Below are 12,406 nucleotides of genomic sequence, written 5' to 3'. Positions count from 1 at the left end.
TATGTTCGAAGGACAACCGAAAGGATTATTCGCGTTGGCTTTAGCCAACACTGGTGAGCGATTCGGCTATTACACGATGCTTGCCGTTTTTGCTTTGTTTTTGAGAGCTAACTATGGATTGTCGCCTGCTTTAGCCGGTACTATCTACAGTGCGTTCCTCATGTTAGTGTATTTCTTCCCGCTGATTGGTGGTATCATGGCCGACAAGTTCGGATTCGGCAAGATGGTAACGACGGGTATCATGATTATGTTCGCTGGTTACCTGTTGCTGTCTGTTCCCCTTGGTGGTGACACCACGGCTCTGGTCGTGATGCTGGCAGCCCTGCTGCTCATTGGCTTTGGTACGGGTTTGTTCAAAGGTAACCTTCAGGTGATGGTGGGCGACCTCTACAACGATCCGAAGTATAAGGACAAGCGCGACTCGGGCTTCTCTATCTTCTATATGGCTATCAACATCGGTGCTCTGTTTGCTCCGACCGCAGCCATCAGAATCAAGGAGTATGCCGAAACAGTCTTAGGCTATTCAAGCAACGATGCTTATCACTTCTCGTTCGCTGTGGCTTGTGCCTCACTGATTTTATCGATAGCCATCTATTATGTGTTCCGTTCAACTTTCCGTCATACGGAGGGTGGCGCGAAGAAGGCTGCTGTTAAGGATGACACGACAACAGCAGAGCCAGAGCTGTCGAAGGAAGAGACCAAGCAGCGCATTGTGGCTCTGTGTCTCGTATTCGCTGTGGTCATCTTCTTCTGGATGGCATTCCATCAGAATGGATTGTCGCTGACCTATTTTGCTGACGAGTTCACCGCACAGTCGGCTGAAGGCTTGCAGGCGATGTGCTTCAATGTGTGGAATCTTGTGGCTGTCATCTTCATAGTCTATGCATTGTTCTCACTGTTCCAGTCAAAGACTGGTAAGGGTAAGGCCATTTCTGCCATTGTCATCTGTATGGCTTTGGCTTTCCTTTGCCTGCAATATGATGCTGATGGTAGTATCACTGTTTCTGCTCCAATCTTCCAGCAGTTCAACCCCTTCTATGTAGTGGCACTGACCCCTGTTTCGATGGCAATCTTTGGAGCACTGGCTGCTAAAGGAAAGGAACCATCGGCACCTCGTAAGATTGCCTATGGTATGATTGTGGCTGCCGTAGCATACGCACTGATGGCTTTCTCTTCATTCGGCTTGCCTATGCCTCAGACGGAGATCGGTCCCGATGGCAATCCTGTGGCTGTTCATGTGGCTGACGTCACTCCGAACCTGCTGATAATGGTATATCTGGTGCTGACTTTCGGTGAGCTGCTGCTCTCGCCCATGGGAATCTCGTTTGTTTCTAAGGTGGCTCCTCCCAAGTATAAGGGTATGATGATGGGTGGCTGGTTTGTGGCTACGGCTATCGGTAACCAGCTCGTAGTGGTAGGCGGTCTGCTCTGGGGCGCTGTTCCCCTTTGGATATGCTGGAGCGTCTTTCTTGGTGTCTGCCTCGTGGCCGCCATCTTCATGTTCGCTATGATGAAACGACTCGAGAAAGTCTGCTAAATGGTATATATCCCATTTTTAGTTTTAATATTGCTCATCACGTGTTGCGTTGCTGCTTTCGGCAGCGCAACACTGGATGGTGCATCGCAGGTGTCCCTGTTGGCAGCATCTGCCGTGAGTGTACTTATTGGTCATTTCACGAAACGTCTGGAATGGGAGAATCTTGAGAAAGAGATAACGGATAAGATAGCCAGTTGTACACCGGCAATTATTATCCTATTATTGATTGGCGCCATCGGTGGTACATGGATGGTGTCGGGTATCGTGCCGACGATGATTTACTATGGCATGCAGATTATCCGTCCCGAGGTGTTCCTTGTCAGCAGCAGTGTGCTATGTGCATTGGTTAGTTTGATGATAGGTTCCTCGTGGACTACGGTAGCTACTATCGGTGTAGCGCTGATGGGTATCGGTAAGGCCCATGGTTTCGACGATGGTTGGATAGCCGGCTCTATTATCACTGGCGCTTATTTTGGTGATAAGTTGTCGCCACTTTCTGATACAACAGTGTTAGCCTCAAGTGTGTCGGGAACACCACTCTTTACTCATATCCGGTATATGCTTTATACTACCGTGCCCACGTTCTGCATCTCTCTGACCATCTTCTTTATTGCAGGTTTTACAATGGATGTGCAAGGACATGGCAATGTGGTAGAATTCATGGATGGTCTTCAGCGAACGTTTGTCATTTCTCCATGGTTACTGGTCGTTCCTGTGCTGACGGGAGTGATGATAGCACGTCGTTGGCCTTCAATGGTTGTTCTGTTTTTAGCGATCTTGTTGGCTGTTATTGTGGCTTTAATAGTTCAGATACCGCTGGTTCATACCATCTCTGGTGATGTGGACGGGGGCTTGCTGGCCTCATACAAAGGAATGATGCAGGTCTGCTATGGTAGCACGAACATTGAGACGGGAGTTCCTATGTTGAATGAATTGGTACATACAAGTGGTATGGCTGGTATGATGCCAACCATCTGGCTGATTATCTGTGCTCAGACCTTTGGTGGTGCACTGACGGCTACGGGACAGTTGCAGGAACTGATGCGTAAGGTCTTGCATTTTGTGAAGAGTACTGCATCACTGGTTGCCTCGACTGTAGGAATTGCGATTTTCTGTAATATCGCCACTGCCGACCAGTATCTGTCGATAATGCTCTCAAGTTCTATGTTCAAGGATACTTATAAGAAGATGGGGTGCGAATCCCGCTTGTTGAGCCGCAGTTGTGAGGATGGTGCAACGGTGACCTCGGTATTGGTGCCTTGGAACACCTGTGGACTCACGCAAAGCACAGTACTTGGGGTGGCTACACTTACTTATCTGCCTTATTGCTTTTTCAATTTCTTATCGCCGGTAACAAGTATCGTCGTTGCTGCCATTGGCTGGAAAATCAAACGGAATGAAAGTAGATAGAAGAAGATATAGGAAGATAGAAGGAGGTATAAGACATATGTTTTTTATCTTCTTTTTTCTTCTTCTGCCTTCCTTTTACTTCCTTTCGGCTGCTGCGCAGCGGCAGTTCACTCTCGTCGAACTCAATTGTGAGAATCTGTTTGATTATTCTCATGACGAGGGGAAAGACGATACGGAATATTTGCCGGAGGCAACGCGCCATTGGACAAAGAAACGTTACTGGCGCAAGTTGAACAACATTGCTCAGGAATTGCTTTCCTGTTCTGATGATGGTATCCCTGACATGATTGCGCTTTGTGAGGTCGAGAACGATTCAACGATGCATGACCTTACGAAGCGCTCATTGCTAAGGAATGCGGGATATGAATATATGATGACTTCATCGCCGGATCTTCGTGGTGTTGATGTTGCTTTGTTATATTCTCCGTTTTCCTTTGCACCAATATCCAGCTATAGTATCCGTGTTAAACCTGTTGAGGGTATGCGTCCTACGCGTGATATCCTCTATGCCTGTGGACATGTTGTTTCTGGTGATACGCTGCATGTGTTTGTTGTCCATATGCCGAGCCGATATGGTGGAGAACATTATAGTCGTCCTTTCCGTCAAGCAGCGGCAGAGCGCCTTTGTGAGAGCATAGATTCTATCTGTGCTGTATCATCGCAACCAGGAATCCTGATAGCTGGCGATTTCAATGATGATATTGATAGTCCTGTGATGCAAGAGATTTTCAGACATCGCATCAAGAGTCTTACGTGGCAGTCTTCAGCTCCCAAAGATGTTCGAGGCACATATCGTTATAAAGGCCATTGGGAACAAATCGATCATATACTGGGTTCCCCTTATATATATAATAAGGTTGAAAAGGCCTTCATCCATGCACCATACTTTCTTCTGGAGGAAGAACGGCTATATGGAGGATTCAAACCTCGTCGGACATACAATGGTATGCGCTATCAACCTGGTTATAGCGACCATCTTCCGTTAGTTGTCCGTTTATCGTGGTAATACTTAGAGTGAAAGAATATCATATTCTTTCGTCTGCGGTTCAAACTCAGGACTGAACAAATCGCGCGCTGGCTTATATTCTTTAGTCTTGATGCCTGCAAGACGGAAGAGAAGATGGCACACGTTGTCGGTAGAGAACTCACGATCTGTTGCTTTTCCAATTGCTTTCCATTCTGTTTCGTGCGTGTGTTTCCATTTGTCAGAGCACCATACGACGAATGGGATTTCCAATTGGTATTTAATCAGCTCTGGTGTGATTTTATCTTCTCCGAGAATCTGTCGCCCATAGAAATCACGATAGTCATATACCTCTTCACCATGGTCGGGGAAGTAAATCAACAGTGTGTTCGTATGCTTGAAGAGATTCATAATCTGCCAGATGACCTCATCATTATAGCGCGTGGCATTTGCGTATTCAGCAATACGCTGACGGCTTTCGTTATTCAGATATGGAGCTTTGTCTTTGATGTCGTTGGCAGAGAATATTTGATAGCTTTTCTCTTGTGGGTATTGCATGCTGGCAGGGAAATGCTGACCTGCTAGATGGAAAATCATCAGGTTATGCTTACCGAGTTGCTCTTTCTTGTTTTTCTCGAAGTCGGCGATGAGCCCTCCGTCGTATGTAGAGCCTGTCTCGTTGATGGCTGTATACGATAGTTCCTGTATTCTCTCATTGAAAAGGACCGAATTAAGCGTAAATGCCCATGCTGCATCAGGATCCCATTTGTATTGATTGTCCCAGAACCATACGTCGTAGCCTGCCTTCTTGAAGATGGCTGGAAAGAACGGGAAATCATGCCACCGTTCTCCCTCATGGATGTTGTTGCAGCAGAGTACGTTCTTTAGGACGATACTGGTCATGTTGTGTGGAGCTTTTACATGATTGAAGGCATAGAGGTTACCTCGTTCGCGCTCTTGACACTGATAAGGTGTTGTGTTGAGTGGATATCCGTAAAGAGAAGCGTGGTGCTTATTATACGATTCACCAATGACAAGTACGATGTTCAGAGAGTCGTTTTGCTCACATCTCACATCACTGATTGCAGCTTCTGTAGCGTTAATCATATAATAGAGGTCTTGCCCAGACATGTGAATCGCATCCACCGAGTAGCAGAGGTTAGGCATTGGCATTCCTTTACGATAGGGTATTTCCATAAGCCATCGTTCTGCCTCGAAAGTGTTCTTGCACATAGCAAGTCTGACATATCTGCCAATGGCTCCCGCGCCACCAACTGCGCCAAGCAGAAGGATGGGTATTAATAGCCATACGGTGATTGGCCTTCTGATGAGTCTGGTGATTTTCTCACGGTATAATTCGCCAATGACGGTTAATAAGAGCATAAAACTGACGATGGCTATGGTTTTATACATGGCCGGAGTCATAAAATAGGTTTTAAAGAAACCAGTAATCTCTTTATTGTTGGTCTCGAAAAGTAGCAAAAGAATCTTTGGCGATATGTCTGTACTATATGCATAGCGCAGGTAACAGTTGACAGCGTAGATGGTGAATAGAATAATATAGAAAGCCACTTTCAGATGAATCTTTCTCAGCCAGTATGAGCAGAGACAAATCAGATAGGCTTCCAGAATCATTTCTCCATAAGCCGATAACATGCCCATGGTGTCGTTCTCATGGAAATTGTACTGGTGGTAGAATACATCAAACCCGCCAAGCAACAAGATGGAGATGATGAATAGTGTGATATTGTCTAGGATTGGTTTAAGTATCTGTTTCATAACTTACGATTTAATATTAGGCAGTTGTAGGCCGTAGCCTTTCTGACGGTTGACGTAGAACATGGCAACAGCAATGAGGGCTGCGCCAAGGGCTGTAAAGCCGAAGATAAGCATGGAAGTGGTGTAGGAAGAATCAGTCTCATTGGCCTTTCCTACAAACATGGGAATGATGGCACGTCCGAAGTTCTGGATGAAGAAAATCATAGAGTAGGCTGTGCCAAGACATTTCAATGGAATGATTTTGGGCACGCAGGGCCATAGGGCGGCTGGCGCCAGAGAATAGCCTATACTGAGAATCACCATTAGGGCAATGGCTATGGTGCTGTTGTGCAGAGGCAATGAGAAACCGAAATGTACGCATGTCAGCATGAGAGCTCCCGTGATAACAAGAGTCACGCCTTTGCCATAACGGTCATTTATCAGTCCGAAGACTGGTGTCATCATGATAGTACCGAAGGGTGCTATCGATGAGAAGAAGCCTGCGATATCTGTGTCAACGCCATACTTTATCACCATCAGTTTCGTAGAGAATTTCAGGAAAGGAGACACAGCAGAGTAGAAGAGTACACAGAAAAGTGTGATCAGCCAGAAACCAGGATTGCGCAAGGTTACTCTGATATCGCTCCAATGGAATTCTTCACTATTAGTTGTTTGTGACGAAGCCGATGAGTCCAGTTTGCGATCCATGACACAGAATACAAGGAATGCCAGCAGGCCGATGATGAGGAATGCCAGAGAAACGAGTAGTGGCATGGAAAGTGTGAAGTGCCTTGCTATTGGCGCAGAGATGCTCAGTGCAGCAGCTGTACCTAAGCGAGCCATTGCCAACTGAATGCCCATAGCTAATGCCAACTCATGGCCTGTAAACCAACGTACCATTGCCTTAGAAACGGTAATGCCAGTCATCTCATAGCCAACGCCAAAGATAGCAAAGCCAAGCGAAGCCACAGCTACAGACATGGGTAGCTCGAAGCCGAAGAATGATACCATATCTGAGCCGAAGTCGACCGTAACACCATAAAGCTTCAGCAGGGTTCCGAGAACCATCAGACTACATGCCAGAATACCTGTGAATCGGATGCCCATCTTATCGAGAATCAGTCCCGAGAAGAACAGCATCAACAGAAAAACATTAATCAGTCCACTGGATCCGGAAAAGAATCCGTAATCGCTAGGTGTCCATCCAAGGCCGCCCGCCTCCTTGGGCATTTCCAACAACGTCTCTAACGGAGACATTACATCGTTTACGAAGTAGCCCATCATCATAGCTGTTGCTACAATGAGTAGTACGGTCCATCGTGCAACGGGCGAGTCGTTGAGTCGTTGTCGGATAGCCTCAGTCACGATTCTTACTATTTCTTTTTAATGGGATCGCAGGTTAGGTTGCAGCCAAGTTTCTTGAAGATCTTACGGTCTACTTCTGAGAGCATTACTGTAGTGTGTACTTGACAATCACGTAGCTTCGGAAGCTGAGCTAATGCCTTGCGACAGTTCTCGTCATGGGTTGAAAGTACACTCAGGGCTACAAGAACCTCATCGGTATGCAAGCGAGGATTCTTTCCGCCCAGATACTCAATCTTTGTCTTCTGAACGGGTTCGATAAGACTCTGTGGAATAAGCTTCGCCTCATGGTCGATTTCTGCCAGATATTTGGTCGCATTAAGCAGAAGGGCAGCGCTACAACCCAGAAGTGGTGTTGACTTGGCTGTAATGATGGTGCCATCTTCAAGTTCGATGGCTGCTGCCTGAAGTCCTGTTTCCAGTTTCTTTTCGTAGGCAGCTGTTGTAACAGGACGGAAAGCAGTAGTGATCTTTGCCTGGTTGAAGAGCATACGGATTTTGTTCACCTCACTTTCGTTGTCTGCTCCATCAGCCATCTTGTTGGTTGCATCGTAGAAACGGCGGATGATTTCATCTTTTGAAGCCTTACAACATACTTCGTCGTCGCTGATGCAGAAACCAATCATGTTAACACCCATATCCGTAGGCGACTTGTAGGGATTCTCGCCATAGATGCCCTCAAAGAGCGCATTCAGTACAGGGAAGATTTCAATGTCGCGATTATAGTTAACGGCAGTCTTGCCATAGGCTTCAAGATGGAAGGGGTCAATCATGTTCACATCGTTGAGGTCGGCAGTCGCAGCCTCGTAGGCAATGTTGACAGGATGCTTCAATGGCAGACTCCATACTGGGAAGGTCTCGAATTTCGCATAACCTGCACGGATGCCGCGCTTGTTCTCATTGTATAGTTGTGAGAGACAGGTTGCCATCTTGCCGCTACCAGGACCTGGCGCAGTTACTATAACGAGTGGACGAGTGGTCTCCACATAGTCGTTTTTTCCAAAGCCCTCATCGGAAGCAATGAGCTCCACGTTATGTGGATATCCGTCAATGGGGTAGTGGATATAAGATTTGATACCCTCGCGCTCCAGACGGTGACGGAACTGATCGGCGGCATGCTGTCCGTTATAGTGGGTGATGACGACGCTACCTACCATGAAGTTGCGACTCATGAACTCATCGCGCAGACGGAGTACGTCTTCGTCGTAGGTGATTCCCAGGTCGGCACGTATTTTATTTTTTTCGATGTCCTCAGCGCTAATCACGATGAGAATCTCGATGCTGTCGCGCAGCTGGGCCAACATACGGAGCTTTGAATCAGGCTTGAAGCCTGGCAACACACGTGAAGCATGGTGATCGTCGAAGAGCTTGCCACCTAACTCCATATACAGTTTACCGTCAAACTGGGCAATACGTTCTTTGATATGCTCAGATTGTATCTTGAGGTATTTATCGTTATCGAAACCTATCTTCTTCATTGTTGTCTTATTCGGTTATGTTGGGTAATTCCAGTCCAATTCCTTTCTTGCGATCCACAACTTTCAGTACGAAGCCGAGAATCAAAGCGGCTACACCCAGCGATGCGAGCATTACAAGTGGTGCGGTATAGTTGAAGTGTGTGGGATCAGTAACACCAGGGTTCGTCTTGTCGAGCACTTTGCCGATGAGCAGAGGGAACAGCCAAAGACCAATGTTTTGGATCCAGAAAATCAGGGCATAGGCAGAGCCAATCACCTTGGCATCAACCAACTTGGGTACTGATGGCCACAATGAGGCAGGAACCAATGAGAATGAAGCACCCAGCACAAGGATGGTGGTATAGGCAATGATGATGCCGCCAACAGCATTGCCCTTGAACAAAGGAAGTACGAAAGCGAATGTCAGGTGACAGGCAATCAGCAGAATGCTACCCAAGACAAGCATCGAAGCCGCCTTACCGTGATGGTCGAGATAGCTGCCAAGGATTGGAGTAATCAGTACTGCGAGCAGTGGGAAGACAGCAAAGATACTCTCAGCCGACTGACGCATGTAACCCATATAACAGTAAGTAATGAGTGCCACGATTGAAAGACCGAGAAGACCATATTTCAGATTAGCCTTTTTCTGGAAATTGCTGGCGAAACCAGCGGCGGCAACAATCAGCATGATGATGTACTGTATGATGGTCACACTCGACGAAGCCCAGAATGAATCGGCGTCGGGAGTTGTTAGTGTCAGATTGCACTGAAGCATGTTCACGGCGTATTTCTGGAATGGGAAGATGGCAGAATAGTAGAGTACACAGAGTAAAGCTACAATCCAGAATCCTGTATCGGTCAGAATCTTTCCAAGGTCTGAGATTTTGAACGGGTCGTCCTTCTCTTCTGCCTCGCCAGTCTGGCTGTCGAGCTTCTGATCCATGAAGAAGTAGACGATGGTCATGATCAGGGCGATACACATCAACACGACGCCAAAGGCAACGCTACGACTAACGCTCACCTCGCCACCCAAACGGGCGAAGAACGGCGAGAAAATCATACATGTGGCAACACCCAGACGGGCCAGAGCCATCTCCGATCCCATGGCCAGAGCCATCTCGCGCCCCTTGAACCACTTCACGATTCCTCTTGAAACGGTGATACCAGCCATCTCGCAGCCGCAACCGAAGATCATGAATCCACAGGCAGCAAACTTGGCTGATGCTGGCATACCCTCATAGAAAGGCGATACGCCTAATTCGTCGAAGACGGGGATATAGTTCAGATTGTTGTTAAACCAAGTCTCGAGTCCTGTACCCATGAAACTCTCGCTCACGGCATACCATTTTACGCAGGCTCCGACTACCATCACAGCAGCAGAAAGCACAGCAGTGAAACGTACACCCATCTTGTCGAGAATGATACCTGCGAAAATGAGGAAGAACACGAACACGTTGAGGAATACCTCTGAACCCTGCATGGTTCCGAATGCCGTAGAGTCCCATCCGCGAGTCTCCTGCATCAGGTCCTTGATAGGTGAGAGGATATCCATGAAGATGTAGCTGCAGAACATCGCCATAGCGAGCAGCAGCAAAGCGGTCCACCTCATTCCAGCGGAGTCGCGTAATGTTTTTTGAATTGCTTGAGTCATTATTCTAATTTCTTTGTATTTTGCTTCTATATGTTTACTCCGACTAAAGTCTCATTTTACTCCGGGTAAAGTATGGGTTTACTCGGAGTATACCTCCGTTTTATTTCAACCAACGGTCGAGCCAGTTGAAGAATGTGCGCTGCCAGAGTACACCATTCTGGGGTTTCAGTACCCAGTGGTTCTCGTCGGGGAATATCAGCAGTTCAGCTGGGATTCCACGCAGACGGGCGGCGTTAAATGCGCCCATACCCTGATTGTAGACGATGCGATAGTCTTTCTCGCCATGGATACAGAGGATAGGTGTGTCCCACTTGTCTACGAACTTATGTGGAGAATAGTTGTAGGTGCGAGTGGCATTAGCTGTCTGATCCTTGTTCCAGAAGGCATCATCATATTCCCAGTTAGAGAAGAATACCTCTTCTGTGTCTGTATACATCGACTCGAGATTGAAGGCGCCATCGTGAGAGATGAAAGCTTTGAAACGCTTGTCGTGATGACCAGCCAGATAGTAGACACTGAACCCACCGAATGAGGCGCCCACAGCACCCAGCTTATCCTTGTCGACATAAGGCAGATTCTTTGCCGCATCGTCGATGGCTGCAAGATAATCCTTCATGCACTGACCTGTCCAGTCGCCGCTGATTTCTTCAAGCCACTCCTGTCCGAAACCTGGCAGACCACGACGGTTGGGGGCTACTACAACATAGCCGTTGGCAGCCATGATCTGGAAGTTCCAGCGATAGCTCCAGAACTGAGACACAGGACTCTGAGGACCTCCTTCACAGAAGAGCAGAGTGGGGTATTTCTTGTTGGGGTCGAAGTTTGAAGGCAGGATAATCCATGTCAGCATGTCCTTGCCGTCGCTTGTCTTCACCCAGCGCTGTTGTACCTTACCAAAAGAAAGTTGGTCTGTGATATGCTTGTTCTCGAAAGTGATCTGCTGAACGTCAGTCTGCTTCTTGCCAGGTGTGACAATGTAGATGTCGTTAGGCGCAGAGATGCTCTGACGGATGGCGAGCAACTTATTGCCGTTGTTGGCGTGAGCGATGCTTACCCAGTCAGCCCAGTCTTCTGTCAGTTGTTTGATACTTCCTTTTTTATCAACAGCATACATATTCACGCAACCGTGCCATACGCCGATGAAATAGAACTGAGCGTCTTTGTCTTTTGGCTTAGCCCATACGAAAGCATCGACGTTAGAGTCAAAGCTCTCTGTCATGTATTTCTTCTCGCCAGTAGCTAAGTTGTACATACACAGGCGGTTGCGGTCGGCCTCGTAACCATCTCGCTTCATCGAGGTCCAAGCCACATACTTGCCATCGGGTGAGAACTGAGGATTCTGGTCGTAACCGACATTGTTAACGAGATTTTCTTCTGCATTAACCTTCTGATACTTCATGGTCTTTGTAGGATCCAGTTCTGGCTCCACATAGTCAGCGGGCTTGCAGAGATTCTTTGTCTCACGCGTACCTATATTATATAGGTAGATGTCTGAATCGGTAGAAATGGCATATGCTCTGCCAGTCTTCTTTCTACAGGTATAGGCAATTGACTTAGAGTCTGGGCTCCAGGCTAACTGCTCAATACCGCCAAACGGCTCCATCGGGCATTCGAAAGGTTCGCCTTCCAGCATGTCTATGCCGTCCTTGATACCGTCCTCTGTCACTTCTGCCACGAATGGGTGCTGAATGCTCTCCACATAGTGATCCCAATGGCGATACATCAGGTCTGTCACCAGACGGCCTGATGCCTTTGGAAGATCCTCAGGATTCTTCTTGATAATCTCATTGAAGTCGAGGCTGTGAAGCAGAATGACTTTGCTGCCATCTGGTGAGAACTTAAAGCCCTCGATATCTTTGCTTGTCTTGGAAATCTGCTTGCGGTCAGAACCATCAGCGTTCATTGTCCAAATCTGGCCTCCAGAGAGGAAGGCTATCTTGCCTTGGAACCAAGTGGGATCGGTCTCGCTTTTAGAGCCTGTAGTCAGCGTTGTGTTTCCAGTGCCATCAGCATTGATGATGGCAATCTTCTGTTGGCTCTTGTTGGCCTTTACGCTATAATAACCTACCTGATAGACAATCTTGCTACCGTCGGCATTTGCCTCGGCAGCTCCGATTCGTCCCATGGCCCATAGTGCCTCTGGGGTCATCAGGTCGCTCTCGAGTTTGATATTCTGCTTTCCGATTTTCACGTCGTTATCTGCATTTACGCTACCTGGCAGCATCAGAGCTACTAAGGCAACAATGGTTGTTAGCTTCTTCATACCG

General features: G+C 47.5%; 8 protein-coding genes. 3 read left to right on the top strand and 5 right to left on the bottom strand.

Features of this window, described 5'->3' with window-relative positions:
- Position 1: 1 nt before the first annotated feature.
- The 3 genes from BMX82_RS02920 to BMX82_RS02910 are packed head-to-tail and all read left to right on the top strand — an operon-like array spanning position 2 to position 3,953.
- Positions 2-1,537: a peptide MFS transporter gene (locus BMX82_RS02920; protein ID WP_091765907.1), complete on the top strand. Its 1,536-nt coding sequence runs from the start codon at positions 2-4 to the stop codon at positions 1,535-1,537.
- Positions 1,538-2,947, top strand: coding sequence for a Na+/H+ antiporter NhaC (nhaC, locus tag BMX82_RS02915; RefSeq protein WP_091765904.1), 1,410 nt, complete (start codon positions 1,538-1,540; stop codon positions 2,945-2,947). It begins immediately after the preceding gene.
- Complete coding sequence (locus BMX82_RS02910; protein WP_255396535.1) at positions 2,934-3,953, top strand: endonuclease/exonuclease/phosphatase family protein; 1,020 nt, start codon at positions 2,934-2,936, stop codon at positions 3,951-3,953. Before nhaC ends, BMX82_RS02910 begins: the two co-directional genes overlap by 14 nt.
- A gap of 3 nt (positions 3,954-3,956) precedes the next feature.
- On the opposite strand, the gene BMX82_RS02905 is transcribed toward BMX82_RS02910, so the two are convergent.
- The 5 genes from BMX82_RS02905 to BMX82_RS02885 form a co-directional block, all read right to left on the bottom strand.
- Positions 3,957-5,690: a phosphoethanolamine transferase gene (locus BMX82_RS02905; protein WP_091765901.1), complete on the bottom strand. Its 1,734-nt coding sequence runs from the start codon at positions 5,688-5,690 to the stop codon at positions 3,957-3,959.
- A gap of 3 nt (positions 5,691-5,693) precedes the next feature.
- Complete coding sequence (locus BMX82_RS02900) at positions 5,694-7,034, bottom strand: MFS transporter (protein ID WP_091765898.1); 1,341 nt, start codon at positions 7,032-7,034, stop codon at positions 5,694-5,696.
- An 8-nt stretch (positions 7,035-7,042) separates the two neighbouring features.
- Positions 7,043-8,509, bottom strand: coding sequence for a DUF1846 domain-containing protein (locus BMX82_RS02895; RefSeq protein ID WP_036913075.1), 1,467 nt, complete (start codon positions 8,507-8,509; stop codon positions 7,043-7,045).
- Between the two features lie 7 nt (positions 8,510-8,516).
- Positions 8,517-10,139: an MFS transporter gene (locus BMX82_RS02890; RefSeq protein ID WP_091765896.1), complete on the bottom strand. Its 1,623-nt coding sequence runs from the start codon at positions 10,137-10,139 to the stop codon at positions 8,517-8,519.
- A 100-nt stretch (positions 10,140-10,239) separates the two neighbouring features.
- Positions 10,240-12,402, bottom strand: a complete 2,163-nt coding sequence (locus BMX82_RS02885) for a dipeptidyl-peptidase Dpp5 (RefSeq protein WP_091765893.1) — start codon at positions 12,400-12,402, stop codon at positions 10,240-10,242.
- Positions 12,403-12,406: the final 4 nt, after the last annotated feature.

Origin of the sequence: Prevotella sp. khp7 (genome assembly GCF_900109055.1) — a bacterium.
Classification (GTDB): domain Bacteria; phylum Bacteroidota; class Bacteroidia; order Bacteroidales; family Bacteroidaceae; genus Prevotella.
The sequence above is the reverse complement of the archived record's forward strand: the minus strand, read 5'-3'. Positions and strand labels throughout refer to the sequence as shown.